The sequence below is a fragment of the Cyanobium usitatum str. Tous genome (assembly GCF_963920485.1).
In the GTDB taxonomy this organism is placed as follows: domain Bacteria; phylum Cyanobacteriota; class Cyanobacteriia; order PCC-6307; family Cyanobiaceae; genus Cyanobium_A; species Cyanobium_A usitatum_A.
The window spans coordinates 838,849-863,277 of the sequence record NZ_OY986431.1 but is presented as its reverse complement, the minus strand read 5'-3'; the positions used below and the strand labels follow the sequence as shown (position 1 = coordinate 863,277).

Sequence of the window (24,429 nt, the reverse complement as noted above, 5' to 3'; positions counted from 1 at the left end):
GACAAAAACGCTTGCCATGACGGTGCTGGAACAGGGCCAGATTCAGATCCACACCGAAAACATCTTTCCGATCATCAAAAAGGCCGTCTACAGCGGCCATGAGGTCTTTCTACGGGAGCTGGTGAGCAATGGCGTGGATGCCATCAGCAAGCGGCGCATGGCGGCGATGGCTGGCGACTGCAGCGAAGGGCCTGAAGCCAAGATTTCGATCCGCATCGACCGCGAAGCCCAAACCCTCACCATCTCCGACAACGGCATCGGCATGAATGTCGATGAGGTGAAGCGCTACATCAACCAGGTGGCCTTTTCCAGCGCCGAAGACTTCCTCGAGAAATACAAGCAGGAAAACGACGCGATCATCGGCCACTTCGGCCTGGGCTTCTATTCCAGCTTCATGGTGGCTAAGCAGGTGGAGCTGGTCAGCCTTTCCGCCAGTGCTGGCGCGGAGGCGGTGCGCTGGAGCTGTGATGGCTCCCCCAACTTCAGCCTGGAGCAGGCCGAGCGCAGCGAGCCAGGCACCGACGTCATCCTGCACCTGATGGAGGAGGAGCTCGAATACATCGAGCCGGCCCGCATCCGCACCTTAATAACCACCTACTGCGACTTCCTGCCGGTGGAAGTGCAGCTGGAAGGCGAAACCGTTAATAAGCGCGAAGCCCCTTGGCGCAAGAGCCCCAGGGATCTCACCGATAACGACTACATCGAGCTCTACCGCTACCTCTATCCCTTCCAGGGCGATCCCCTGCTGTGGGTGCACCTCAACACCGACTATCCCTACAACCTGCAGGGCATCCTGTTTTTCCCCAAATCCACTGGCCGGGCCGACTGGGAGAAGGGCGAGATCAAGCTCTACTGCAACAACGTGTTCGTGAGCGATTCGATCAAGGAGGTGGTGCCCCGCTACCTGCTGCCCCTGCGCGGCGTGATCGATTCGCCCGACATCCCCCTGAACGTAAGCCGCTCCGCCCTGCAGACCGACCGGCGCGTGCGCTCGATCGGTGGCTTCGTGGCCAAGAAGGTGGGCGACCGGCTTAAGGAGCTCCATCGCGACGACCCCAAGCGCTACGCCGAAAGCTGGGAGTCGCTGGCCCCCTTCATCAAGATCGGCGCCATGGAGGATGAAAAATTCGCAGACCAGGTGGCCGATCTGGTGCTGTTTGGCACTAGTGCGTCGCCCACGGAGCAGGAGCCTGGCGAAGTCGAGAGCATTGACCCCATCCCAGGCGAAGGCGGCAAGGCTTACACCACCCTGGCTGGCTACCGCACCCGCCTGGATGCCGCCAACGACAAGCGCATCCTCTACTGCACCGATGAGGCCGGCCAGGCTGGGGCCCTTGCTCTATGGAAGAGCCAGGGCGCCGAGGTGCTGCTGGCCGACACCTTCATCGATACCCAGTTCATCCCCTGGCTGGAATACCGCCATGAGGAGCTCAAGTTCCAGCGGGTGGACAGCGAGCTGGATGAATCGCTGCAGGAGAAAGAAAGCGAGATCAGCGACGCAGACGGCAAGGACAGTTCCGAAAAGCTGCGCGATTTATTCAAAGCAGCTCTGGCCAACGACAAGGTGACCATCCAGGTGCAGGCCCTCAAGGGTGACAACTCCCCCGCCGCCCTGATCCTGCTGCCGGAGCAGATGCGCCGCATCAACGACATGGGCGCCCTGATGGAGCAGCGCCTGCCGGGCCTGCCCGATCACCACGTGCTGCTGGTAAACCGCAAGCACCCTCTGGTGGAGGGCCTGCTCAAGCTCTCGGCCGGTTCGGTGATCACAACCGGTGGCAGTGGCGGCAGCTCGCCCAGCCAGCAGCTGGCCGATGATCTTGGCCGCCATGTCTATGAATTAGCCCGCCTAGCGGTGGGCGGCCTGGAGCCCAACGAGCTGGCTGGCTTCCAGCAGCGCAGCTCCGATTTGATGGGCAAGCTTATGGAGCGGGGGCTCTAGAACCGCAGCCACCCCTGGGCCAGGGCCCAGTGGTAGCCAACCGTGCCAAGCAAGGAGCCCACCAAACCACCGGCAAAGGCCAACCAGGCGATCGGGGCTCCCACTGCCTGGCTAGTCGTGGTGGGCTGGAGAAGGCTCAGGCGCTCAGCGGCAGTGGACTGATGCTCCTGCTGGCGACGGATGAGGGCTTCGAAATCAGGCATTCAATCTCCTGGGCAACGGACTGGTAGGCCGACCAACCGGCCATGCGGCGGGGATCGGCCCGGCCGCGATCGTCGATAGCGGCAAACACGGGCAATCCCTGGGTTTCGGCCTTATCGAAGGCTGCCAGCAGGGGAATTTCGGCCCTGAGCACCTGCAGCCCAAAGGTTTCGAGCGCCTGGCGGGCTTCGTGGGCCGCCCGCTGCTGACGCAGATCCACCTTCACCAGCAGCACGGCATGGGGCACCCCCACCCGCTGCAGCAACTTGGCGAGCTCCACGGTAAGCTCCACCGCGCGGGCCTTTGGAGCGGTGGGCAGTAGTACCAGATCGGATCCGTCGGCCAGATGACGCAGCTCCTCCTCGTCACTGCTGGCCTGGCCATCAGTGATTACAACGTCGGCAAAGCGGGTGGCCTTAGCGGCGGCCTCCACCGGCACCACTTGGAAGGGCAATTCACCGCGGATGCGGTAGGCCAGGGCGGAACGGTTGCGGTCGGCATCCACCACGCACACCGAGCGGCCACGATCCGCCCAGACACTGGCGAGGTGGATGCTGGTGCAGGTCTTGGCAACCCCACCCTTCTGGCCGGAAACGGTGATGAACACCGCAGTTCAACAACTGTCCGAAAGATATCTGAGTTGGTCGAATTGGCCAGTCACATCCGACACCTGGGGGCCCGTGTGCGCACTCGCCAGCGCAGGATCCTTGCTGGGTGCCACATCGTGCCCTGCCGAAAGGCCCACGGATGGCTTGATACAGTGGGAGCTTGGGCTGTTGCCCAGCAAGTCGTTTCGGAAATCGGTCATGTCTCGGGTCTGCCAGCTCACCGGCAAGCGCGCCAACAACGGCATGGCCGTCTCGCACTCCCACGTGCGCACCAAGAAGCTCCAGCAGGTGAATCTGCAAGAACGCCGTCTGTGGTGGGCCGAAGGCAACCGCTTTATCAAGTTGCGCGTCTCCACCCGCGCCCTCAAAACCATCCAGAAGAAGGGCCTGGGCGCTTACGCCAAAGAACTGGGCGTCAACCTGGCCAAAATCTGAGTCAGCGATGCGGCGTCGGGCACTGCTCCAAGGCCTAGCTGCTCTTCTGCCCGCAACAGCGGGTGCTTCAAGCCTGTTGGCATTCAGCCGGCAGGCTTTTGCTTTGGGCGGCACCCTGCCCACTCTCAACCAATCCGCCCCTGGCTTCGACCTAGCCGGCATTGCGCCAGCAGCCGGTGGTGAAGCAGTGCCAACCCGGTTGAATTTGGCCGACTTCCAGGGCAGATGGTTGGTGCTCTACTTCTATCCCCGGGATTTCACCGGCGGCTGCACCATCGAAGCCCGGGGTTTTCAAAAAGACCTGGCCAGCTTCAGTGCCGCCAATGCGGCCGTGGTGGGGGTGAGCGCCGATGACGCCGAATCCCACGCCGATTTCTGCAGCAGCGAAGGGCTGGCCTTTCCCTTGCTGTCAGATCCAGCTGGCACTGTGAGCCGCGCCTACGGCAGCTGGATCGCACCTTTCTCCCAGCGGCACACCTTCCTGATCGACCCCTCAGGCATATTGCGCTCCACTTGGGTAGCGGTGCGTCCTAGCGGCCACAGCGCCGAAGTGCTCAGCGCCTTGCAGCAGTTTCAGGCCAGCTGATCAGGCGCTAACGCAGCGAGAGGTCATAAACAAGCCCGTGGCTCCAGACATGCAAATACTTGCTGGTGTACTTCGCTCTGCTGACGCAGCTCCAGCAACCGGGAAGCGGGCGGCGGTGTGTCGAGCGCCCCATCCCAGCTGGCCAGCACTGCTGGCGATGGCGCCGCGTCCAGGCTCTGACAGGGGCAGCCCAGGTTGGCGGCGGCGGCAGCCACCTTGGGGTCGTAGCTGAGGGCGGCGCAGGGAGCACCGGAGAGGGCCGCCAGGATCAAGCCGTGCAGCCGCATCGCCACCACTAAGCCAGCGCCGCTGCATATGGCCATCGCCTCCTGGGGCCGTTCAGCCAGCACCTCCCGACTGCGGGCTGCCAGCCCTGGCGGCAGCAGCTGCTCGCTGCGCAGCTGCTCCAGTAGGCCCCGGTCCTGGTTGGCGTGAAAAGGCAGCCAGATCACCTCCCGATCGTGGCTGGCCGCCAACTGATCTAGAGCTGCCAAATAGGGCCTCCACGCTGAGCCCTGCAACTGGCGGGTGGGGCGAAAGCAAAGCACCAGGGGGCCTCCCCTACCTCGCCATTGCTGGGGCGCTAGGGCCCAGACGGGATCGCTGCCCACCGGTCCCTCACGCCCCAGGCTCCTGGCCAGAGCCGCCGACTCCGGATCGCGCCAGCTCACAGCCGTTGCCAAGCGCAGCAGGCGGCCTACAAGCAAGCGGCTGCGCCGCCGCTGCAGGGGCCCTAGCCCCTGGCCCCAAAGCAGCACAGGCTTGTCCTGCAAGCGGGCTGCCCCAATCAGGGCGGCGTAATAAAGCAGGCTCTTGAAACTGGTGGAATCCTGCAGCAGGCTGCCGCCACCAAGCACCAGGGCCCGGCAGCGCCGCAGCGCCTTGAGCACCAGGGGCAGGCTGCGGCGCGGCACCGTATCAACCCCGAAGCGCTGCCGCACCAGGGCACCGTCGTGGGCCGTAACCGTGGCCTGATAACCCGCAGGCATCTGGGCCAGCAACACCTCCAGCAGAGCGTCATCGCCCAGGTTGTGCTCGCCGTAGTAGCCGCAAAGCAACAGCCGCTGGGCTGACTGATCCGTCTTCGCCGCCCTGATCACGCGCACCCAAACCAGTTATCAAACGCACAGCTTCTCACCCTGGCAAGATCAAGGAATGCATGCCCTCTCCCTACCCACCTGGTGGATTCACGTCACCTCGGTGCTCGAGTGGGTGGTAGCGATGGTGGCTGTGCAGCGCCTGGGTGTAGTGCGCCGGGAGGGCGGTTGGCGTTGGTTGAGCCTGGCCATGTTGCCAGCCCTGGTGAGCGCCATGGCGGCCTGCACCTGGCATTTATTTGACAACAGCCCAAAGCTGCAGGGCCTGGTGGTGTTTCAGGCGGGCCTAACCACCATTGGCAACGCCGCCCTGGCCCTAGCAGCCTGGAACCTGCTGCGTCAGCAGCGGCAGGCGGCGCCATGAGCGGTCCCCTCGGCTGGCTTGCCGGCATCGACCCCACGCCTTTGTTTGTGCTGTCGCTACTCCCCTATCTGGCCTTCCTTTGGTGGGCAGGGCGGATTGAGGGGTTCCCCAAGCTGGCCCTGCGGGGTTTCCAATTCACCCTGGTGTTTGTGGCCGTCACCATTGCCGCCGCCATCGTGGCCCAGCTGCGCTACGGCGAGCTGCTGGCCAATGTGGATCCCCTGCATGGGGGAGCTGAATCGCTGCTCACGATCTCCAACCTGCTGGTGGTGCTTGGCTTCAGCGGCATCGGCGCCGTGATCACGGCCCAACCGCCCCGATCCTGATGCTCTGGCTCCTGGCACCCGGCTACGGCAGCAGGCAATGAACAAGTCTTAAGCCGGGTGATCCAGGGGCGGTGCTGCCCGGAAGATGGGGCGTTGGCACCTGCTCCATGATCGCTCCCCTCCTTGCCCTTGCTCCCGCCACCATCAGCTGGTCACCCAAAGTGGCGTTGGTGATGATTGTCTGCAACGTGATTGCCATCGCCGTAGGCAAGGCCACGATCCAACATCAAAACGTTGGTCTGAAGCTGCCAAGCGCCGGCCTATTTGGCGGCTTCAGCCACGGAGCCATGCTCGGCACCTTGAGCCTCGGCCATATCCTCGGCATGGGCGCCATCCTTGGCCTGGCCTCCCGCGGCGTGGTTTAAGAGCCTGGGTTCCACCCTCAGGGCTCAGCGCCAACCCAGCAAGTAGGGCAGCGCCTTAAGCCCATAGCGCTCAAAGCGGTAGTCAAACAACAGGGCGGAGAGATCCTCCGCCCGCCGGGTTTGCAAGCCAGCCAGCAGGCGCTCCAGGCGAGCATCGGCCCCGGCATCAGCCAGGCCTAGCCAGGTGCGCCTAGCTAGGCGGCCACTCAGGCTCCAGCGCCAGCCCAGCTCCCGCCTCAACAGGCTCGGGTATCGATCTAGGCCCGCAGAGTCAGCCGGCTTGGCCAGGGCCTTCAGCAGCAGGGGTGCCAGCACCCGGGCACTGGTCAGGGCGTGGCGGATGCCCTCACCACCCAGCAGGTTGGCCGTGCTCACCGCGTCACCTAGGCCGATAAGCCGGCCCAGCCGGTGGGGGTCCTGGCGCCGCAGCGTGCTGCGAATGCGCCCCCCATGGCGATCGAGCACCTCGGCTTGGCCTAGGCCGCAGCGCCGCAGCAGGGCGCCCAGCTCCAGAGCCAGCGCAGGCTGGGCACGGCTGGGATCGACCAAGCGGCACACCCCCACCTTGAGCTGGCCTTGTGCCATCGGAAATACCCAGCCGTAACCCTGCCGCACCCAGTCGCTGCCAAGGAAAAAGCTGAGCCGGTCTGCCCAGGGCCGCTGCTGCTCGGGATCCACCTGCAGCAACCACTCCACCCCCAGGCCGGCCACCAGCGGATCGGCCAGCGATGCCTGCTCGCCAATCAGGGCGCGGCCCTCGCCGCTGGCATCCACCAGCCAGCGGCTGCGCAGCAGGCGGCGACCAGCAGCGCCATCGCGCACCACGGTGCAAACGCCAGCGCCATCTTGATGCCAGCCAAGGGCCGTGACGCCGAGCTGCAGGCGGGCGCCCCAGGACTGGGCCTGGTCAGCTAGCCACTGGCGCAGGGCGCCAAAATCGAGCACGGCGCCAAGGGGTTGGCCTGCGCTCCACAGCCGCCGCTGCTCGCCTGGACCCACCAGCTGCCAGCCACTCCAGCGCGCCGCCACCACCTGAGCGGGTATGCCAAAACGATCCAGGGTCTCAAGCGGCAGGGCCGCACTACTGAAAGCCGCCTGGCCCAAATGCCTAAGCCGATCAACCAGCAGCACATCAACCCCAGCCTGGGCAAGTAGGCGGGCTAGCTCAGCACCCGAAGGGCCAGCACCCACCACAAGCACCTCGCAGTCGTAGGGCTCCGGTTCAAACAGCAACAGGCGCAGCCGGAGCAGGGAGGCTGCTCTGAAGGGGAGCACCAAAACGGGTGATGATCCGCTCCGCCATCTGGGGCGGGGTTAGGCCGAGGCTCTGCTTGCTCTGCTCCGGGCTGGCATGGTCGACCAACTGGTCCGGAATGCCAATGCGCAACACCGGCACCAGCACGTCGTGGTCGCTGAGGGTTTCCACCACGGCGGCACCGAAGCCACCAGCGAGAGCGCCCTCCTCCATGGTCACCACCTTGCCGATGCGCTGGGCCAGCGGCAGGATCAGGGCCTCATCTAGGGGCCGCAGGAAGCGGGCGTTGATCACGGCCGCGCGAATGCCCTTTTCCTGCAGTAGTCCGGCCGTAGCCATCGCCGGGGCCACCATGGCGCCATAGGCCACGATCAGCAGGTCGTCGCCGTCGGTGAGTAGCTCGCCCCGGCCGATCTCCAGGGGTTCAAAGCCCTCCTCTGCAAGGGGCACCCCCTCGCCTTCGCCGCGGGGAATGCGCAGGGCGCAGGGGCCGCTGTGGTGAATCGAGGTCACGAGCATGCGCTGCAGCTCAGCCTCATCCTTGGGAGCCATCACCGTGAAATTGGGGACAGCGCGTAAGTAGCTGATGTCGTATTGGCCCTGGTGGGTGGGGCCGTCGGCACCCACGATGCCGGCCCGGTCGAGCACGAAGGTGACGGGCAGATTCTGAATGCCCACGTCGTGAATCAGCTGGTCGAAGGCGCGCTGCAGAAAGGTGCTGTAGATCGCTACCACCGGCTTGAGGCCTTCGCAGGCCATGCCAGCCGCCATGGTCACGGCGTGCTGCTCGGCGATGCCCACATCGAAATACTGGGCCGGAAAAGCCTTCTCCAGCAGATCCAGGCCGGTGCCGGTGGCCATGGCAGCGGTAATACCCACCACGGTGGGGTCCTGTTCGCAGAGCTTCACCAGCGTTTGGCCAAACACCTTGCTGTAGCTGGGTGGCTTGGGCTTACTGGAGGGATAGGCCTTGCCAGTGGCCAGATCAAAGGCGCTCTGGGCGTGGTAGCCCACCTGATCGGCCTCGGCGTAGGCGTAGCCCTTGCCCTTGGTGGTGGCCACATGCACCAGCACAGGCCCCTCGGTGCGGTGGGCCTGCTCAAAGGTGCGCACCATGCCGGCGATGTCATGGCCATCGATTGGGCCGATGTAGGTGAAGCCCAGTTCCTCAAACACCGCACCCACCTTGGGCACCGCCAAACGCTTCATGCTCTCTTTAAGAGTCTTGAGCTCGTTGGGCAGCTCGCCGTGCAGGAAGGGCAGGTGCTTGATCGCCTCCTCGGCATTGCCCTGCAGAAATTGCAAGGGTGGGCTCAGCCGCATGCGGTTGAGGTAGGTGGAAAGGGCCCCCACCGGCGGGCTGATCGACATGTCGTTGTCGTTCAGCACCACCACCAGCTTGGTCTTCGGCAGGTGGCCGGCGTGGTTGATCGCCTCTAACGCCATGCCACCGGTGAGGGCGCCATCGCCAATCACCGCCACACATTTGAAGTCTTCGCCGCGGCGATCGCGGGCTAGGGCCATGCCTAGGGCCGCAGAAATCGAGGTACTGGCGTGACCGGCACCGAAATGGTCAAAGCGGCTCTCGCTGCGCTTGAGGTAGCCGGCTACCCCGTTCTTCTGGCGCAGGCTGTCGAAATCCTTGTAGCGGCCAGTTATCAATTTGTGGGGGTAGGCCTGATGACCCACATCCCACACCACTTTGTCGTGGTCGAGATCGAGGGTTTGATAGAGGGCGAGGGTGAGCTCCACCACTCCCAGCCCGGGACCCAGGTGACCGCCGATAGTGCTCACCACCTCCAGATGGCGCTCACGAATCTGGCGGGCAATGGCTTCAAGCTCTGCCGTGCTCAGGCCGTGCAGCTGATTCGGGTGACTCAGCTCGCTGAGATGCATGCACAACCCTGGAGGTGGGGTGCAATCTAGGCCTTGGCTTCCGCCCAGGGGTGCGAATTGCGACACTGGTGCGATGAGCGAGGCCCCTGAGAGCTATCTGCAACGGATCCTGCGGGCGCGGGTCTACGACGTGGCCATTGAGTCGCCACTGGATCCGGCGCCGAATCTCTCGGCGCGCCTGCACAACCGGGTGCTGCTGAAGCGTGAGGATCTGCAGCCCGTGTTCAGCTTCAAGCTGCGCGGCGCCTACAACAAAATGGCGGGCCTCTCGCCTGCCGAGCTGGAGCGGGGCGTGATCGCCGCCAGCGCCGGCAACCATGCCCAGGGAGTGGCGCTAGCCGCCCAGAAGTTGGGCTGCAGGGCCGTGATTGTGATGCCTGTCACCACACCGGAGATGAAGGTGAAAGCGGTGGCAGCCCGGGGCGCTGAGGTGGTGCTGCACGGCGACAACTACGACGCCGCCTGCACGGAAGCCACGCGCCTGGGCCTTGAGCGGGGGCTCAGCTTCATCCATCCCTTTGACGATCCCGATGTGATCGCCGGTCAAGGCACGATCGGATTGGAGATCCTGCGCCAGTGCTCCTCGCCGCCTGACGTTATTTACGTGGCCGTAGGTGGTGGTGGCTTAATCGCCGGCATCGGCGCCTACGTCAAAACCCTGTGGCCCCAGGTGCAGATCGTTGGCGTTGAGCCGGTGGACGCTGATGCCATGACCCGCTCCCTAGCCGCCGGGGAGCGGGTGCAGCTTGAGCAAGTGGGCCTTTTCGCCGATGGCGTGGCGGTGCGCCGCGTCGGTGAGCTCACTTTTGAATTGGCGCAGCAAACGGTGGATCGCATGGTGACAGTCGACACCGACGCCATCTGCGCAGCCATCAAGGACGTGTTCGAAGACACCCGCTCGATCCTGGAGCCAGCCGGAGCCCTGGCCATAGCCGGCATGAAGCGCGATGTGGTGCAACAGGGCTTGCACGGCCAAACCTTGGTGGCGGTGGCCTGCGGCGCCAACATGAACTTCGATCGGCTGCGCTTCGTGGCCGAGCGCACTGAGATCGGCGAAGACCGCGAAGCGATGCTGGCGGTGGAGATCCCCGAGCAGACCGGCAGCCTGCGGCGCTTCTGTGGCGTGCTGGGCCAGCGCAGCCTCAGCGAGTTCAGCTACCGGCTGGCCGATCCCAGGGTTGCTCACATTTTTGTGGGGGTGCAGACCAGTGGCACGGCCGACGAGCAGCAACTGATCAACGACGTGCAAAACGCCGGCTTCCCCTGTCTCGACCTCTCCAACAACGAGCTGGCCAAGCTGCACCTGCGCCACATGGTGGGCGGCCGCCTGCCCGCCAGCGCCGGGCCGGCTCTTGAGCAGGGCGAAGAGCTGCTCTATCGCTTCGAGTTTCCCGAAAAACCAGGCGCCCTGATGGCGTTCGTAAACGCCCTACACGCCAACTGGAACATCAGCATCTTTCACTACCGCAACCACGGCGCCGACGTGGGGCGGATCGTGGTGGGGGTGCAGGTGCCTCGCGCTGACAGACCCGCCTGGCAGGAGTTTCTCGATGGCCTGGGCTATCAGCACTGGGACGAATCGGCCAACCCCGCCTACAAGCTGTTTTTGGGGCCCAGCTCAGCGCCCCTGCCAGCCCTGGCATGAGCCAAAAAAGCTGCGGTAACCTGCGGTCATGCAAAGCACGGGGCTGATTCAGGGCCTATCCCTGCCCGCCCGGATGGAGGCGATCCTCTACTTGAAAGGCCGGCCCCTCAGCCTGGCAGAGCTGGCTGAGATCGCTGCGGTTAGCCGAGAGGAGGCGGAGCTTGGCTTGATCACCTTGATCACCGATTACGCCCACCGGGATACGGCCCTGGAAGTGCGCCAGGAGGGCAACCGCTACAGCCTGCAGCTGCGCGATGGGCTGGCCGACCTGGTTCAGAACCTCCTGCCCGTGGACCTATCCACTGCCGCCCTGCGCACCCTGGCCACGATTGCGCTCAAAAAACGGATCTTGCAATCGGATCTAGTCGAGCTGCGCGGCTCCGGCGCCTACGACCACATCAAGGAGCTACTAGCCCAAAATTTCATCGAGCGCAAGCGCCAAAGCGAGGGCCGCTCCTACTGGCTCACCCTCAGCGAGAAGTTCCACCGCACCTTTGCTATCAAGGCTGAGGCTGACCTGTGGAAGCAAGCTGCCTAGAGTTAAGCCACTAACAAAATTCCATGGACGCCCTGAGTTTCCTGCTGCAGGTTCTGGCCCAGACCCTCAGCATCTACACCCTGGTGTTGCTGGTGCGGGTGTTGCTGAGCTGGTTTCCCAATCTCGACTGGGGCAATCCGGTGCTCTCGACGGTGAGCTCGATCACCGATCCCTACCTCAACGCCTTCCGCGGCCTGATTCCGCCCCTAGGCGGCCTCGACCTTTCGGCGATCGTGGCCTTCATTGCCTTGCAACTGGTGCAGAGCCTGCTCGAAGGCGCCAGCGTTTCGGTGCTGGGAGCTGGCTACTGATCAGCTAACGCCTGTTCAAGGGGCAGCAACTCGTCATCGACGCCAGCGCGGCTGCGCACCGGTGCGCTGAAACCCCTCGCCTTGACATTGCGGAAGCTGAGCGGTCCAGGGGTGCCAGCCGGCACCGATAGGCGCAGGGCAAAGGCAGAGGTGCCAGGGGGCACATCACCGATCGAACCCACCCGGGTGCGGTTTTGCAGCACCGGCTCGCCACTTGAATCAACGATCAGGGCAAAGACGTCGGTATCGACAACGGGCTTGCGGGTTGGATTGACCACGCTGCCGCGCAGGGCGTAGCAGCTGGCGCCAGCAGGACGCCGCAATTCCGGCTGGGCGCCGATGTCCTCGGCGGGGCAGGGTTCAATGCTCAGCTCAGATACCTGCAGATCCGCTGCCCAGGCAGGAGCTGGCAGCAGCAGCGCACCAATGACTAGGAGGCCGAGCAGCCGCCCCAGCCAATTGGCTAGCGCATGCCGTAGCCCAAGCCCAATACCTTGCTTGCTCACCGCCTGTCACCACTGCCTCCAATCACGTTACGGGCGGCGCGGCTGGCCAGTTTGTCGATGTTGGTCTGGGCAATTTGCTCTAGCTCCAGGCCAAGTTCGGTCGCAAGCTGGGCCACGTACCAGAGCACATCACCAAGCTCGAGCTTCAGGTCTGCAATCACTTCAGGCGAGAAGTTGCCCTGATGGTCGCGCAGCACCTTTTTGACCTTGTCGGCCACCTCGCCAGCCTCACCGCACAGCCCCAGGGTGGGATAGATGGGGTTGGCGCCGGCATCGGGGTAGAGGGCCGTGGCGCGGCAACGCTCTTGGTACAACTGAAAATCCACCTAAGGCTGCCCATTGCAGGCCTGGATGGTAGTTTCCAGTCGTCTGTTGGCGTTTAAATGCCCCAGCCCGATCTCATGCGTCGCACCAAGATCGTGGCCACGATCGGGCCTGCCACGGAATCCGCCGAACGGCTGCGGGAGTTGGTGGCCGCCGGCGCCACTACTTTCCGGCTCAATTTTTCTCACGGCGACCACAGTGAGCATGCGGCTCGCATCGCCACGATTCGCCAGGTGTCAACGGAGCTGGGCATTGAGCTCGGCATCCTTCAAGACCTGCAGGGTCCCAAAATTCGTTTGGGCCGTTTTGCCGATGGGCCGATCACCCTGGCCAAGGGCGATCCGTTCACCCTCACATCCAGGGATGTGGCCTGCAATAAGAAGATTGCCACCGTCACCTACGCAGGCTTGGCCGATGAGGTGGTGCCAGGCAGTCGCATCCTGCTGGATGACGGCCGGGTGGAGATGGTGGTCGACAGCGTCGACAAGCCCGAGCAGACCCTGTTCTGCAGCGTCACCGTTGGTGGAGTGCTCTCTAACAACAAGGGGGTCAATTTCCCTGATGTGCAGCTCTCTATCCGTGCCCTCACCGAGAAAGACCGCATTGATCTGGCCTTTGGGCTGAAGCAGGGGGTTGATTGGGTCGCCCTCAGCTTTGTGCGCAACCCCTCGGACATGCGCGAGATCCGCGAGCTGATCCGCAGCCACGGCCACAACACCCCCGTGGTGGCCAAGATCGAAAAGTTTGAGGCCATCGATCAGATCGATGACATCCTGCCCCTCTGCGACGGGGTGATGGTGGCTCGGGGCGACCTGGGCGTCGAGATGCCCGCCGAAGAAGTTCCCCTGTTGCAGAAGGAGCTAATTCGCAAGGCCAACAGTCTCGGCATCCCGGTGATCACTGCCACCCAGATGCTCGATTCGATGGTGAGCTGCCCCAGGCCCACCCGGGCCGAGGTGAGCGACGTAGCCAACGCCATCCTTGACGGCACCGATGCCGTGATGCTCTCCAATGAGAGCGCTGTGGGCGATTTCCCCGTAGAAGCGGTGGCCACCATGGCCATAATCGCCCGGCGCATCGAGCGGGATTACCCCCAGCGGGTGCTCGATAGCCACATGGCAACCACCATCCCCAATGCCATCTGCCAGGCGGTGAGCAGCATTGCGCGCCAGCTGAATGCGGCCGCAATTTTGCCGCTCACCAAGGGGGGCTCTACGGCTCGCAACGTCAGCAAGTTCCGCCCCAGCACCCCAATTCTGGCGATAACCAGTGAGGTGAGTGTGGCCCGGCAGCTGCAGCTTTGCTGGGGCGTCAACCCACTGGTAGTGGAAGAGCAGGCCTCCTCCACCAGCACCTTCAGCCTGGCCATGGGCAAGGCTCGCGAGCTGGGCTTTCTACGCGATGGCGACCTAGTCGTTCAAACCGCCGGCACCCTTTCGGGCATCAGTGGCTCCACCGACTTCATCAAGGTGGGCATCGTCTCTGCCGTGCTCTCTAAGGGCACCGGCGTAGGCACTGGATCGGTGAGCGGTCGGGTGCGTCTGGTCGACAGTCCAGAGGCGGCGGCGGCAATCCAATCGGGGGAAATCCTGGTGATGCACGAAACTGGCGCCGATTACGTCGAGGCGATTCGCAAGGCAAAAGGGGTAATTACAGAAGCCGGCGGTCTCGACAGCCATGCAGCCTTGATCGCGCAGCGCACTGGCTTACCAACGATTGTTGGTGTCTCTAACGCGATCGCCAACCTGCGGCAGGGGGAGATCGTGACCATGGACCTGCAGCGCGGCGAGGTGCATCGCGGCGCCCGCAGCCACGACGCCAACGACAGATCCGCCATCGTTTAAGGCCAGCCGCCGGCACCGCAGCCATGCCAACCAAGCTCCCCATGGGGGAAACCGTGGGCATGGCCCTAAGCACCCTGCGCTCCAATCGGCTGCGCAGTTTGCTGACCATGCTTGGCATCGTCATCGGCAATGCCTCCGTGATCACCTTGGTGGGGGTGGGGCGAGGCGCCCAGAACTTGGCCGAAGGCCAGCTGAGCAATCTCGGCGCCAACGTGCTGTTTGTAGTGCCTGGCAACAACGACACCCGGCGCCAGGGCATCGACTTCCCCAAAAACCTCGTGCTCGAAGATGCGCTTGCCATCGGCGAGCAGGTACCCAGCGTCAAGCGGGTAGCCCCCCAGATCACCCTGAGCGAGGTGGTTCAGGCGGGCGGCCTGAGCAGCAGCACGTCAATTTCCGGGGTTACACCGGAGTTTCTGCCGGTTCGTCAATTTGAAATTGCCCAGGGTCGCTTCTTCACAGCCAGCGATCTCAACGGCGCTCGCAATGTCGCCGTGGTGGGGCCCGACCTGGGCACAAAGATGTTTCCAGGCAAGGCGCCAGTGGGGCGCCAGCTGCGTATTCGCAACCAACTATTCGAAGTGATCGGCGTTCTTGAACCCAAGGGAGCCGTGTTTGGTCAAAACCAAGACGAGAACGCCTACGTGCCTCTCAGCACCATGGTGAGCAAGCTATCGGGACGCGACCCCACCTACGGGGTCAGCCTTAATTTCATCAGCGTCGAAGCCCGCGACGAGCAGAGCACAGGGGCTGCGAGCTTTCAAATCACCAACCTGCTGCGCCAGCGGCACCGGATCCTGCGGGAAGACGATTTTGCCGTGCGCTCCCAGAAGGATGCCCTCACGATTGTGAGCACGATCACCGGTGGCCTCACCTTGATGCTTGCTGCCATTGGTGCCGTCTCGCTGCTGGTCGGCGGCATCGGCATCATGAACATCATGTTGGTGTCGGTGAGTGAGCGCACCGAGGAGATCGGCCTGCGCAAAGCTCTTGGGGCCCGCAGTGGCGATGTATTGCTGCAATTTCTGGTGGAGTCGCTGGTGCTCGCCAGCCTCGGCGGTGTCATCGGCAGCGCGGTGGGCATTGGCACGGTGGCTGTGGTCGGCGCTCTGACCCCCCTTCCGGCATCGATTGGTGCGGCCACGGTGCTGGTCACGGTGGGGCTATCCGGTTCGATTGGCCTTTTCTTCGGCGTGGTGCCCGCCCGCCGGGCTGCGCGCCTTGATCCAATCGTTGCCTTGCGCAGCCTTTGAAACGCTCTGGAGAGCCGGCAGCGCGACGGGGCAAAACCAGAAAAAATCATTAAAAACCAAAAACAGTGGCGTTCGTCACTAAACCCACACTCAAGCCAATGGCTTTATGGGTGGACAACTCGGGATTTAGTCTTGGCCCACATGGCGTGCAGTTACCGTAATACCAGCGATCGGATGGTGATCCTGCGCTGCATAGGAGCCGAGCAGTTCTTCCTCGAACGGGTGGTGTTTCCCTTCGAGCTGCTCAGCTTCCAGTGCCCACCGAGCAGCGTCGTGAAGATCTGGACCCACGGCCTCGGTGGGCCCGAATTGGTGGAGACCTTTAACGCCGGCGATCTGCTCAACGAGGCCCCGACCCAACCAGCCCAACCAGCCCAGCTCGAAGCGCTGGCCAGTTCCCGCAGCTACGCCCCCGGTCTGCTGGATGGCGAGCTGCCTTGGGCAACGGCCAGCTGAAGCTGGGCTCAGGAAGGGGCCCCGGCGCCGTTACACTTGTCAACAAAGTGTCTCAGCTATGAACCAGCGCTGGCGTCTGATTGCCCTCTGGCTGCTGCCCCTCGCAGTGGTCGCATTCCTCGGATGGCAGCTGCTTGGTAATGGCGGCACGGCCCGTTTCAAACCAGAAGGCGCCACGGTTGCTCCCCGCAATGCAGCAGTAGCCCGCATGAGCTACGGCCGCTTCCTCGATTACGTCGATGCGGGCCGAGTAACGGCGGTCGACATCTTCGACGGCGGCCGCAGTGCAGTTATTGAGGCCGTGGATCCAGACCTCGACAATCGGGTCCAGCGTCTACGCGTAGACCTGCCCGGTGTTGCTCCAGAGCTGGTCAACAAGCTCAAGGAGCAGGGCATCAGCTTCGATATTCATCCACCCAAAACCGCTCCACCAGCGCTTGGCTTGCTCGGCAATCTGCTCTTCCCACTGCTGCTGATTGGCTCGCTGATCTTCCTGTCACGCCGTGGCAGCGGCATGCCCGGAGGTCCCGGTCAGGCGATGCAATTCGGCAAAACCAAAGCCCGCTTTGCTATGGAAGCTGAAACTGGCGTCAAATTTGACGACGTGGCTGGTGTTGAGGAGGCCAAGCAGGACCTCCAGGAAGTTGTCACCTTCCTAAAAACTCCCGAGCGCTTCACTTCAGTTGGCGCCAAGATCCCCAAAGGGGTGCTGCTTGTTGGACCTCCCGGTACCGGCAAAACCCTGCTTGCCAAGGCAATTGCTGGTGAAGCTGGAGTTCCCTTCTTCTCGCTTTCAGGATCTGAATTCGTTGAAATGTTTGTTGGCGTGGGTGCCAGCCGGGTTCGCGACCTGTTCAAGCGGGCTAAAGAGAATAGCCCTTGTTTGATCTTCATCGACGAGATCGATGCGGTTGGACGTCAGCGTGGTGCCGGTGTCGGCGGCGGTAACGACGAGAGGGAGCAAACCCTCAACCAGCTGCTCACCGAGATGGACGGCTTTGAAGGCAATAGCGGCATCATCATCATTGCCGCAACAAACCGAGCCGACGTGCTCGATTCAGCCCTGCTGCGCCCGGGTCGTTTCGATCGCCAGGTTCAAGTTGATGTGCCAGACATCAAAGGAAGGCTGTCTGTGCTCAAGGTGCACAGCCGCGATAAAAAGCTGGCCGACGATGTGAGCCTCGAAGTAATTGCTCGCCGTACCCCAGGCTTCTCCGGCGCCGATCTCGCCAACCTGCTCAACGAAGCGGCAATCCTCACGGCCCGGCGCCGCAAGGAGGCAACCTCACTTGCCGAAATTGATGATGCCGTCGACCGGATCATTGCCGGCATGGAGGGCAAGCCCCTCACCGATGGCCGCAGCAAGCGGCTTATCGCTTATCACGAAGTGGGCCATGCCCTGGTGGGCACCCTGGTGCAGGCCCATGACCCTGTGCAAAAGGTCACCCTGATCCCGCGGGGTCAGGCCCAAGGCCTTACTTGGTTCTCTCCAGACGAAGAGCAGATGTTGGTGAGCCGGGCCCAGCTGCGTGCTCGCATCATGGGAGCCCTGGGCGGCCGGGCAGCCGAGGATGTGGTCTTCGGCCATTCAGAAGTCACAACCGGTGCCGGTGGTGACATCCAGCAGGTCGCTTCGATTGCCCGCCAAATGGTCACCCGGTTTGGCATGAGCGATCTAGGCCAGGTCTCCTTTGAGGCTGGCAACCAGGAGGTTTTCCTGGGCCGCGACCTGATGACCCGCAGCGATGGCTCCGATCGCCTTGCCAGCAAGATCGATGACGCCGTGCGCCAGATGGTGCACAGCTGCTACGCAGACACGGTCAAGTTGGTGGCAGAGCACCGCGCCTGCATGGATCAGGTGGTGGAGCTACTTATCGAGAAAGAGAGCCTCGATGGCGAAGAGTTCCGCGCCATCGTGGCCGAATTCACGGAGATTCCTGAGAAGGAGCGCTTCTCGCCCCTGCTGGCCGGCTGATCAAGCAGTGGCACTAGCCATCACAGGACCGGCATCCACGCGACTCGCCGTGGGTGCCGTTTGTGGGTGTTCCGCAAGCCAGCGAGCCACCCAGCCTGCTGCCACGCGATTCGACTCCTCAGCTGCCTCACTACTCTCAAACACGCTGAGCGAGATCATCCGGTCACCAGCCTCACCCACATCCACGAAGTAATAAGCAATAAAACCTGGCAGCGCTTGCATTTCAGCTAGCAGCCCATCAAGCAAGGGCTGGGTGGCCTCAGCTGGATCTTTAATTCCCTCGTATTCGCGCAGGGTGGCGTGCATAGGGCCGTTGTGAAGTGCGCTCCAAACTTGGCCGCGCTGGTCCCATCCGTCAACCAACCCGTGATCGAAGCTGCTCGAGATGAGCGATATGCCAGCCATGATGCTTAGGCAGGCACTTGCGGGAAGCGGCCCTAACCCAATTAAAGTCCAACTCCAAAGCACTCAATTGGACTTCTTGGTATGGCGGCCACAGATCCCACAGAAATGCTGGTAAAGCAGCCCGAACCGCAGTGGATCGGCGAGGCTCTCGGCACCAATGTCAAAAGCCTGGAGGCGAAGCTGCTGGGAGAGGGCAGGGGATTTCAATCGACCACTTGGCGTTTGGAGCTGAGCTGTGATCCACCGGAACAAGGGCCAACAAGCGTAATTCTCAAAAGTGAAACCTCCAATAAGGACTTCAATGAGTTCAGCCGGCTGAATAACGCCTTTGGTCGTGAGGTGGGGTTTTACACTCACTGCACACCAAGATTAGAAAATCACAAACCCTCAGTTTTTGCAACCAATTCATCTGAACCTTTTTGGTTGCTAATCGAGGATCTGACCCACTTACGTTCAGGTGATCAAGTCATCGGCCTCAGCTACGAGGAAACGTTGGCCACGATCCAACGCATGGCAGCTATCCACGCCGAATTTTGGCTTGATCCTTCCCTAAACCAACACAGCTGGTTGCCAAACCATGGCTTTTGGTTTGCAGACCCAAAAGCCGAAATCGTTGATGATTTCTTTGCTACCTACGGCGTGCGCTTCGGCACGGATGTTTGCCGCCTATATCGCGCGGTACTAGAGCAGAGCTCTGACATTGATCAGGCTCTCACTGACAGGCCTTGGACCCTCGTGCATGGTGATCTGCGCGCCGACAATTTGCTGTTCGGCCACACGCAGGATGATCCGGAGTCGGTGATAATTGATTGGTCCTGGGCCAGCCGAAGTTCAGCAGCTATTGATATCGCCTTTTTAATTGGCGGCAGCACCCCCCAGGCGCAGCGACTGGGACGACATGAAGACCTGCTGCTGGCCTGGCATCAAGAACTGCTCAAGCTTGGAGTTTGCGATTACTCGCTTGAAGAAGCGCGATACGACCTGCAATTAGCAGCTCTACGGTGCATCACTGCCGGCATAGCCATGCATTCCTTCACCGGCCCAGACATTCCCATCCGGGCAGCCCTGTTCATGGATGACGCGATCCAGCGTCATGCGGCCTACGCCCTAGAAATTGACGCCTGGCAAGCTCTGCCCGATCCGAGTGCCTGGAATGGCTGATATTGATGTAAACCTCGCCAACCCACCGCTGGCTCCAAGCTTCTATTTGCGCCTGGGGGCTGGCAGCGATTGGCCAAAGGCCAATGGTTTCAGTGACAACAACTGTTCCAGCCTGCAGCCCCCTGCCCTATTTGGTTGCGGCACTGGCAACAACGGCCAAACCCTTGGAGCTTCAGGCAGCTTCGAGCCGGCAGCAGTGATCGATGCAGCGGCGGGATATCGCTTCAACAGCTGGTTGCGGGCCGAAGCCCTGCTCAGCTGGCGGCCAGAGCTGGATTTCAGCGGCCAAAGCAACTTCTTGGGGCTTGCCGGCGCCAACCAGCCTGTGACTGGCTCAGCCTCCTCGGTGGCCGGATTTGGGGTTGCCTATGTGGATCTGCCCAAAGTGGGCCGGGTACGCCCTTTCCTTGGCGCCGGCCTGGGTGTCGCCCGCAACAGCCTGAGCTCCGTTACCTATCGCTTCCCTGGCATCGCTGCCAATGCTGCCACGATCACTCCCGATGGCAGCTCCAGTGGTCTGGCCTACCTACTCACCGCAGGCATCAGCATCCCCCTTAGTAAGCGGCTAGATCTCGATCTGGCCTATCGCTTTAGCGACCTTGGTGATGTGCGCTCCAGCAGTGGTCAGGCTGGCTTGTCGCGACCGACGCTGCCAGCAGGAACAACGATCCCGATCGGCGGAACCCAGGCGGCCCTGCAAGCCCATGGGGTGCAGCTGAGTCTGCGCTACTCATTTTAAACAAACGCCTAAAAAACCCTTCTAAAAAACCTCTTTTAAAAAAACTTTTAATCAGATCTTGACTGGAAATACCAGCCAGTCCCTCAAACGGGACGCACGGGCCGCTTTTCGATCACCTTGTCGATTAGGCCGTACTCAACAGCCTCCGCAGGTGACATGAAAAAGTCGCGGTCTGTGTCTTCCTCGATGCGGGGCAGGGCTTGGCCCGTGCGATCGCTGAGCTCCTGGTTGAGCTTCTGCTTCAAGTAGAGGATTTCGTTGGCCTGAATGCGGATATCGCTGGCCTGTCCGCGGGCGCCGCCCAAGGGCTGGTGGATCATGATCCGCGAGTGGGTGAGGCTGCTGCGCTTGCCCTTGGTGCCAGCGCAGAGCAGAAAGGCACCCATCGAAGCGGCCAGACCCACGCAAACGGTTTGCACATCTGGCTTGATGTGTTGCATGGTGTCAAAAATCCCCAGACCGTCGTATACCGATCCACCCGGAGAATTGATATACATGAAAATATCCTTCTCAGGATCTTCCGCCTCTAGGAAGAGCAGCTGGGCCACAACCCGGTTGGCCGACTCAGCGGTGACCGGTTCGCCCAAAAAGATGATGCGCTCCCGCAGTAGGCGGGAATAGATGTCAAATGCGCGCTCACCCCGGCCCGACTCTTCAATCACGATCGGGATCATGGAGCTGAATTCTCGAGTAGGTCCAATCCTACTGAGCTTGGGCGGCTAGGGTCGACCAACCTTGGCCTAATCCAGCGTGAGTGCAGCCCTCACCGTTGCCGACAGCAAGCGGGAGTTTCACCGCGCCTTCCCCCACGTGATCGCGCCGCTCTACCGCCGCATGGTGGATGAGCTGCTGGTGGAGCTGCACCTGCTCAGCCGTCAAACCGGCTTTCGCAGTGATGCCCTGTTTGCCTGCGGCCTGATCCAGGTGTTCGACAGTTTTGCTAAGGGCTATCGCCCTGACGCCCAGCGCCTACCCCTGCTCCAGGCCCTTTGTTCCGCTTCCGGCTTCGATGCCGACCAGCTGCGCCAGCAGCGTGACAGCGCCATGGCAGCCATGGGCAGCCACAGCGTCGAGCAGGTGAAGCAGTGGATCGAACAGGAGGGTTCGGGCGCCCCCGAACCCCTTGCGGCAGCTCTAGCCGGCATCCGCCGCCCCGATTTCCACTATTCCCGGTTGATGGCCGTAGGCCTGCTGAGCTTGCTTGAGCAGGCCCAGGGCGCAGACGCCTTAGACGCCTCCGCCCTGCGCAGCTATGCCCACGATTTGGGCGGCGCCATGGGCTTGCTGCGCGAGCGACTCGACAAGGACCTGAGCCTCTACGCCACCAACCTCGAGAAAATGGCCCAGGCCGTGGAGCTAATGGCGGAAACCGTTGCTTCTGAACGCCGTAAACGGGAGCGGCAGCAACAGGAAGCCACAGAGGCCCCTACCGAGATTGCAGCTGAAGCCGCCCCGTCAGCTGGCTGAGGGCTGAGCCAGGAGCAGCCGGCACTGCCGTCAGGCTGAGCTGGCTGGCCAATTGGACGGGCTTGGGCAATTCGGGCGGCAGCAAGCCCCGCGCTGCAAGCGCTGCAGGCCGCAGCCGCAACTGCATCGCAGCGCCAAGGCTGGGCTGGCTCAGCACAGGCGTGACTGCTGCAGGGGTGGCGGCAGGTGGTTCGGGTCCAAGGAAGAGCAGCAGCTGGGGGCTGCTTGAACCAGCAAGCACCCAGCGCCAACCTCCCACGACTCGCCCATCCTGCTGGCGCCAGAGCGTTGCGGCTAAGGCCTGGGAGCCAGCTTGCGTCGCCTCGAGCCCCTGGGTCTCCAGCGGCTCCACCAGCCCGGCGAGCATCTGGTTCCAGGGGCGCCGATCCCCCGAGACCGCCAACTCCAGCTCCAGGCCCGTTTGGAAGGGGCCCTGGGCCAGCGGGCGCAGTCGCAAGACAAAGGGCACTCGACGCAACATGGTCGTTTGGGCATCACCGATGCCGTAGCGGGCCGCCAGCGGTTCCCGGATCAGCTGGCGGCTCAGCAGCCCCTGCAGTAAGCCCTCGAGGCCAGGACCGCGCCACTCCAGCAGCAAATCTGCAGGCAGGGGGGGAGGCAAAACGGCTGGCGCCGCACGCCCTGGGGCGGCCAGCAGGCCGCTGGCGGCAGCTGCTTCTCCAGCGAGCCCAAGGTTGGCGCCCTCGAGCTCGAGACTCAAACACCCCTCCTGGAAGCGTTGCAGCAAAGGTGCGGCAGGACCCGCCATCAAGCCAAGGCCAAGGGGGGCCCAGAAAACCGCTTGCTCCTGCTGCAAGCGCTGCAGACAGCGCTGCTCCAGACCACGGCGCTGACGTTGGGCCAAGTTGAGCTGGTCTTGTAGTAGCCGCTTGGCAAGGGGATCGGCTGCCACGACCACGAGGTCATCAACCCGAATTCCATGGGGAGGCAGGGGGCTTGTTGCTTGAAACTGATAGGCCAGAAAGGCGCCACCATCGCCATCGCGCCCCCAGAACTGCCACCAGAAGCGGCGCTGCTGACGCCAAATCCGACGCGCCTGAGCCGCGCCGAGGCGCTGGCTCCACAGGGCTGGCACCGGTCGCTCCGGGGCAGCGGGAAAGCTCTGCAGCAGGGCGGCCTGGCCCAGCAGCCGCTCCAGCCCCTCGGCCCGGGGCCGGGGGGATCGCAGCAGCAAGCCGGCGGGAAGCAGCAGCAACAGAACCGTCAGGGTGAGGGTCCAGCGCAAACGGGTCACGCCCCAGCTCCGTAGAGGGTGGTGCGCCGCCGCACCGGACGGCCAAGTCGCTGGGCAGCCGCCTCAAGCGCTTGGGGGGACTGGCGGGTACCGCCGCTGGCACCCGCCATCGTGGTGATGTGCTCCTCCATCAAGGTGCCGCCCAGGTCATTGCAGCCCCAGCGCAGGGCCTCGGTGGCGCCTGCGAGGGTGAGCTTCACCCAGCTGGGCTGGTGGAAGCGAAACCAGGGCCCCAGCAACAGCCGGGCCTGGGCCGTGAGCCGCAACATCGCTGCAGGGTCGGGCTGATCCCGTTGCACCCGGGAGCGCAGGGCAGCTGGCGCCGAAGCGCCCACAAACGGCAGCAGCACAAACTCAGTGAAACCCTGGCGTTGATGCTGCCAGGCGTAGCGCTGCACCGCCACCAGGGTAAGCAGGTGAGCCACCACGTCGGCCGGAGACTCGATGTGGCCTGCCATCAGGGTGCTGGTGGCAGGCAAGCCGTGCTGGTGCACCTGAAGCATCACCGCCACCCACTCCCGGGCCGTGAGTTTCTCCGGACAGAGCACCTGCCGCACCGGCTCACTGAGCACCTCTGCCGCCGTACCCGGCACCGATCCCAGGCCAGCCGCTTGCAGCCGCACCAGCACCTGATCGAGGGGCAGCCCGTCGTGCTGGGCGAAATAAAGCAGCTCCTGGGGCGAAAAGGCATGCAGGTGCAACCCCGGTGCTGCCTGCTGCAACAGACCAAGCAACCGTTCGGCGTAGGCCAGCTGACTGCCTGCCACCGTGGCGGCGGGGTTGAGTCCGCCCTGGATGCAGAGCTCGGTGGCTCCAGCCTCAAGTGCCTCGGCGGCTTTTTGCTGCAGGTCGGCTTCGCTAAGCCAGTAGGCGCCGGGGTCGCCAGCATCGCGGCGGAAGGCGCAGAAGCTGCAGTGCTTGATGCAGTGGTTTGAAACGTTGAGGTTGCGGTTCACCACGTAGGTGACGATGTTGCCCGCTAGTTGTTGACGCAGGCCGTCTGCAGCGCGGCGCAACAATTCATCCTGCTCGGCGTCAGCCCTGCGGCTGAGCAAGGTAAGACCGAGGGCGGCAAGCAAGGCCGGATCCCAGCTGACCTGGTCGTGCTCATCGGCATCACTACTGAGCGGCAGCTTGGGCTGGGCCGCATCAATGGCCGCAACCAGGTCATCTAGGTCGAGGGCTTCTGGGTCGAGGGCTGGTGAAGGGCTAGAGGGCTCAGCTGGGGGTGGCACCAGCAGCTCTGCTGCGCTCTGCCAGGCCCAATCGGCTAAGCCAGCGGGAGTGGGGGAGGGTGGCGAAGAGCCAGCGGCGCTCACTTGCGGCGCTTGATTTCAAGGGCGTTGCGACGGCGACGATCGCTCCACTCGATGATGGAGAGATAGATCACGCCTCCGCTGACAAACACCAGCAGCAACACCGCGATAGCGGAAAGCACCTGGGATGCGGAGAGGTTCAGCTCAGGCACAGAGGAT

27 protein-coding genes are annotated in these 24,429 nt (G+C 63.0%); 16 read left to right on the top strand and 11 right to left on the bottom strand.

Annotated features, from left to right (window positions below; genetic code table 11):
- Positions 1-16 precede the first annotated feature (16 nt).
- Positions 17-1,942 (top strand): molecular chaperone HtpG, encoded by a 1,926-nt coding sequence (gene htpG, locus U9970_RS04665; protein ID WP_322765518.1) that lies wholly within the window; start codon positions 17-19, stop codon positions 1,940-1,942.
- Between the two features lie 136 nt (positions 1,943-2,078).
- Here htpG and U9970_RS04660 read toward each other — a convergent pair whose 3' ends face one another.
- Complete coding sequence (locus U9970_RS04660) at positions 2,079-2,750, bottom strand: ParA family protein (protein ID WP_322765517.1); 672 nt, start codon at positions 2,748-2,750, stop codon at positions 2,079-2,081.
- A 199-nt stretch (positions 2,751-2,949) separates the two neighbouring features.
- Between U9970_RS04660 and rpmB the strand changes: the two genes are divergently transcribed.
- A complete protein-coding gene (gene rpmB, locus U9970_RS04655; RefSeq protein ID WP_106501739.1) occupies positions 2,950-3,186 on the top strand; it encodes a 50S ribosomal protein L28 in 237 nt (78 codons plus the stop codon).
- 7 nt (positions 3,187-3,193) lie between these two features.
- On the top strand, positions 3,194-3,772 hold the full coding sequence (locus tag U9970_RS04650) for a peroxiredoxin (RefSeq protein WP_322765516.1): 579 nt from the start codon (positions 3,194-3,196) through the stop codon (positions 3,770-3,772).
- 23 nt (positions 3,773-3,795) lie between these two features.
- Here the strand turns inward: U9970_RS04650 and csaB are convergent, their stop codons facing one another.
- Positions 3,796-4,878 carry a polysaccharide pyruvyl transferase CsaB gene (csaB, locus tag U9970_RS04645; RefSeq protein ID WP_322765515.1) on the bottom strand — a complete coding sequence of 361 codons (1,083 nt, stop codon included), beginning with the start codon at positions 4,876-4,878 and terminating at the stop codon, positions 3,796-3,798.
- 49 nt (positions 4,879-4,927) lie between these two features.
- Between csaB and U9970_RS04640 the strand changes: the two genes are divergently transcribed.
- The 3 genes from U9970_RS04640 (at position 4,928) to psaK (ending at position 5,924) form a co-directional block, all read left to right on the top strand.
- The gene (locus tag U9970_RS04640) at positions 4,928-5,233 is read left to right on the top strand and encodes a DUF2499 domain-containing protein (protein ID WP_322765514.1); all 306 of its coding nucleotides are present in this window, start codon (positions 4,928-4,930) and stop codon (positions 5,231-5,233) included.
- On the top strand, positions 5,230-5,559 hold the full coding sequence (locus U9970_RS04635) for a DUF3593 domain-containing protein (RefSeq protein ID WP_255023732.1): 330 nt from the start codon (positions 5,230-5,232) through the stop codon (positions 5,557-5,559). The genes U9970_RS04640 and U9970_RS04635 overlap by 4 nt, the downstream gene beginning before the upstream one ends.
- Positions 5,560-5,666: 107 nt before the next feature.
- A complete protein-coding gene (gene psaK / locus U9970_RS04630) occupies positions 5,667-5,924 on the top strand; it encodes a photosystem I reaction center subunit PsaK (protein ID WP_322765513.1) in 258 nt (85 codons plus the stop codon).
- Positions 5,925-5,948: 24 nt separating this feature from the next.
- Here the strand turns inward: psaK and U9970_RS04625 are convergent, their stop codons facing one another.
- Positions 5,949-7,199, bottom strand: a complete 1,251-nt coding sequence (locus tag U9970_RS04625; RefSeq protein WP_322765512.1) for an NAD(P)/FAD-dependent oxidoreductase — start codon at positions 7,197-7,199, stop codon at positions 5,949-5,951.
- On the bottom strand, positions 7,147-9,075 hold the full coding sequence (dxs, locus tag U9970_RS04620; protein WP_322765511.1) for a 1-deoxy-D-xylulose-5-phosphate synthase: 1,929 nt from the start codon (positions 9,073-9,075) through the stop codon (positions 7,147-7,149). Before dxs ends, U9970_RS04625 begins: the two co-directional genes overlap by 53 nt.
- A 73-nt stretch (positions 9,076-9,148) precedes the next feature.
- Between dxs and ilvA the strand changes: the two genes are divergently transcribed.
- From ilvA to U9970_RS04605, 3 genes are read left to right on the top strand one after another with little or no spacing between them, the layout of a single operon-like run.
- Positions 9,149-10,720 (top strand): threonine ammonia-lyase, biosynthetic, encoded by a 1,572-nt coding sequence (gene ilvA / locus U9970_RS04615; protein WP_322765510.1) that lies wholly within the window; start codon positions 9,149-9,151, stop codon positions 10,718-10,720.
- Positions 10,721-10,748: 28 nt separating this feature from the next.
- Positions 10,749-11,258 (top strand): SMC-Scp complex subunit ScpB, encoded by a 510-nt coding sequence (gene scpB / locus U9970_RS04610; protein WP_254941483.1) that lies wholly within the window; start codon positions 10,749-10,751, stop codon positions 11,256-11,258.
- 23 nt (positions 11,259-11,281) lie between these two features.
- Positions 11,282-11,569 (top strand): YggT family protein, encoded by a 288-nt coding sequence (locus U9970_RS04605; protein ID WP_254936311.1) that lies wholly within the window; start codon positions 11,282-11,284, stop codon positions 11,567-11,569.
- Here the strand turns inward: U9970_RS04605 and U9970_RS04600 are convergent.
- Together U9970_RS04600 and U9970_RS04595 are read right to left on the bottom strand one after the other, a co-directional pair.
- The gene (locus U9970_RS04600) at positions 11,563-12,024 is read right to left on the bottom strand and encodes a hypothetical protein (RefSeq protein WP_255023754.1); all 462 of its coding nucleotides are present in this window, start codon (positions 12,022-12,024) and stop codon (positions 11,563-11,565) included. The two genes, U9970_RS04605 and U9970_RS04600, sit on opposite strands and share 7 nt — an antisense overlap.
- Positions 12,025-12,071: 47 nt before the next feature.
- On the bottom strand, positions 12,072-12,401 hold the full coding sequence (locus U9970_RS04595; RefSeq protein ID WP_322765509.1) for a nucleoside triphosphate pyrophosphohydrolase family protein: 330 nt from the start codon (positions 12,399-12,401) through the stop codon (positions 12,072-12,074).
- A gap of 57 nt (positions 12,402-12,458) precedes the next feature.
- Here U9970_RS04595 and pyk point away from each other — a divergent pair, with 57 nt between their 5' ends.
- The 4 genes from pyk (at position 12,459) to ftsH (ending at position 17,927) form a co-directional block, all read left to right on the top strand.
- Positions 12,459-14,243 carry a pyruvate kinase gene (pyk, locus tag U9970_RS04590; protein WP_322765508.1) on the top strand — a complete coding sequence of 595 codons (1,785 nt, stop codon included), beginning with the start codon at positions 12,459-12,461 and terminating at the stop codon, positions 14,241-14,243.
- 23 nt (positions 14,244-14,266) lie between these two features.
- Positions 14,267-15,496, top strand: coding sequence for an ABC transporter permease (locus U9970_RS04585; protein WP_322765507.1), 1,230 nt, complete (start codon positions 14,267-14,269; stop codon positions 15,494-15,496).
- A 141-nt stretch (positions 15,497-15,637) separates the two neighbouring features.
- Positions 15,638-15,952, top strand: a complete 315-nt coding sequence (locus tag U9970_RS04580) for a DUF1830 domain-containing protein (RefSeq protein ID WP_322765506.1) — start codon at positions 15,638-15,640, stop codon at positions 15,950-15,952.
- Between the two features lie 58 nt (positions 15,953-16,010).
- Positions 16,011-17,927, top strand: coding sequence for an ATP-dependent zinc metalloprotease FtsH (ftsH, locus tag U9970_RS04575; protein WP_322765505.1), 1,917 nt, complete (start codon positions 16,011-16,013; stop codon positions 17,925-17,927).
- Here ftsH and U9970_RS04570 read toward each other — a convergent pair whose 3' ends face one another.
- Complete coding sequence (locus tag U9970_RS04570) at positions 17,928-18,233, bottom strand: hypothetical protein (protein ID WP_322765504.1); 306 nt, start codon at positions 18,231-18,233, stop codon at positions 17,928-17,930.
- A gap of 180 nt (positions 18,234-18,413) precedes the next feature.
- On the opposite strand from U9970_RS04570, the gene U9970_RS04565 reads away from it, so the two are divergent.
- Together U9970_RS04565 and U9970_RS04560 are read left to right on the top strand one after the other, a co-directional pair.
- The gene (locus U9970_RS04565) at positions 18,414-19,493 is read left to right on the top strand and encodes a phosphotransferase (protein ID WP_322765503.1); all 1,080 of its coding nucleotides are present in this window, start codon (positions 18,414-18,416) and stop codon (positions 19,491-19,493) included.
- Positions 19,486-20,232 carry an outer membrane protein gene (locus U9970_RS04560; protein WP_322765502.1) on the top strand — a complete coding sequence of 249 codons (747 nt, stop codon included), beginning with the start codon at positions 19,486-19,488 and terminating at the stop codon, positions 20,230-20,232. Before U9970_RS04565 ends, U9970_RS04560 begins: the two co-directional genes overlap by 8 nt.
- 83 nt (positions 20,233-20,315) lie before the next feature.
- On the opposite strand, the gene clpP is transcribed toward U9970_RS04560, so the two are convergent.
- On the bottom strand, positions 20,316-20,906 hold the full coding sequence (gene clpP / locus U9970_RS04555) for an ATP-dependent Clp endopeptidase proteolytic subunit ClpP (RefSeq protein WP_106501623.1): 591 nt from the start codon (positions 20,904-20,906) through the stop codon (positions 20,316-20,318).
- Positions 20,907-20,982: 76 nt separating this feature from the next.
- Here clpP and psb29 point away from each other — a divergent pair, with 76 nt between their 5' ends.
- The gene (gene psb29 / locus U9970_RS04550) at positions 20,983-21,699 is read left to right on the top strand and encodes a photosystem II biogenesis protein Psp29 (RefSeq protein WP_322765501.1); all 717 of its coding nucleotides are present in this window, start codon (positions 20,983-20,985) and stop codon (positions 21,697-21,699) included.
- On the opposite strand, the gene U9970_RS04545 is transcribed toward psb29, so the two are convergent.
- The 3 genes from U9970_RS04545 to U9970_RS04535 are packed head-to-tail and all read right to left on the bottom strand — an operon-like array spanning position 21,659 to position 24,392.
- Positions 21,659-22,954 (bottom strand): hypothetical protein, encoded by a 1,296-nt coding sequence (locus U9970_RS04545; RefSeq protein ID WP_322765500.1) that lies wholly within the window; start codon positions 22,952-22,954, stop codon positions 21,659-21,661. The two genes, psb29 and U9970_RS04545, sit on opposite strands and share 41 nt — an antisense overlap.
- Positions 22,951-24,273: a CofH family radical SAM protein gene (locus tag U9970_RS04540; protein WP_407653080.1), complete on the bottom strand. Its 1,323-nt coding sequence runs from the start codon at positions 24,271-24,273 to the stop codon at positions 22,951-22,953. Before U9970_RS04540 ends, U9970_RS04545 begins: the two co-directional genes overlap by 4 nt.
- A complete protein-coding gene (locus U9970_RS04535) occupies positions 24,270-24,392 on the bottom strand; it encodes a hypothetical protein (protein ID WP_322765499.1) in 123 nt (40 codons plus the stop codon). The genes U9970_RS04540 and U9970_RS04535 overlap by 4 nt, the downstream gene beginning before the upstream one ends.
- Positions 24,393-24,429: the final 37 nt, after the last annotated feature.

Excerpts from the sequence above, each read along its gene's own strand:
- pyk (WP_322765508.1), top strand. The coding sequence starts at position 12,459 with ATGCCCCAGCCCGATCTCATGCGTCGCACCAAGATCGTGGCCACGATC.
- scpB (WP_254941483.1), top strand. The coding sequence starts at position 10,749 with ATGCAAAGCACGGGGCTGATTCAGGGCCTATCCCTGCCCGCCCGGATG.
- ftsH (WP_322765505.1), top strand. The coding sequence starts at position 16,011 with ATGAACCAGCGCTGGCGTCTGATTGCCCTCTGGCTGCTGCCCCTCGCA.
- psaK (WP_322765513.1), top strand. The coding sequence starts at position 5,667 with ATGATCGCTCCCCTCCTTGCCCTTGCTCCCGCCACCATCAGCTGGTCA.
- U9970_RS04560 (WP_322765502.1), top strand. The coding sequence starts at position 19,486 with ATGGCTGATATTGATGTAAACCTCGCCAACCCACCGCTGGCTCCAAGC.
- U9970_RS04565 (WP_322765503.1), top strand. The coding sequence starts at position 18,414 with ATGGCGGCCACAGATCCCACAGAAATGCTGGTAAAGCAGCCCGAACCG.
- U9970_RS04650 (WP_322765516.1), top strand. The coding sequence starts at position 3,194 with ATGCGGCGTCGGGCACTGCTCCAAGGCCTAGCTGCTCTTCTGCCCGCA.
- U9970_RS04605 (WP_254936311.1), top strand. The coding sequence starts at position 11,282 with ATGGACGCCCTGAGTTTCCTGCTGCAGGTTCTGGCCCAGACCCTCAGC.
- dxs (WP_322765511.1), bottom strand. The coding sequence starts at position 9,075 with ATGCATCTCAGCGAGCTGAGTCACCCGAATCAGCTGCACGGCCTGAGC.
- htpG (WP_322765518.1), top strand. The coding sequence starts at position 17 with ATGACGGTGCTGGAACAGGGCCAGATTCAGATCCACACCGAAAACATC.
- rpmB (WP_106501739.1), top strand. The coding sequence starts at position 2,950 with ATGTCTCGGGTCTGCCAGCTCACCGGCAAGCGCGCCAACAACGGCATG.
- clpP (WP_106501623.1), bottom strand. The coding sequence starts at position 20,906 with ATGATCCCGATCGTGATTGAAGAGTCGGGCCGGGGTGAGCGCGCATTT.
- U9970_RS04570 (WP_322765504.1), bottom strand. The coding sequence starts at position 18,233 with ATGCACGCCACCCTGCGCGAATACGAGGGAATTAAAGATCCAGCTGAG.
- ilvA (WP_322765510.1), top strand. The coding sequence starts at position 9,149 with ATGAGCGAGGCCCCTGAGAGCTATCTGCAACGGATCCTGCGGGCGCGG.
- U9970_RS04580 (WP_322765506.1), top strand. The coding sequence starts at position 15,638 with ATGGCGTGCAGTTACCGTAATACCAGCGATCGGATGGTGATCCTGCGC.
- U9970_RS04640 (WP_322765514.1), top strand. The coding sequence starts at position 4,928 with ATGCATGCCCTCTCCCTACCCACCTGGTGGATTCACGTCACCTCGGTG.
- U9970_RS04585 (WP_322765507.1), top strand. The coding sequence starts at position 14,267 with ATGCCAACCAAGCTCCCCATGGGGGAAACCGTGGGCATGGCCCTAAGC.
- U9970_RS04635 (WP_255023732.1), top strand. The coding sequence starts at position 5,230 with ATGAGCGGTCCCCTCGGCTGGCTTGCCGGCATCGACCCCACGCCTTTG.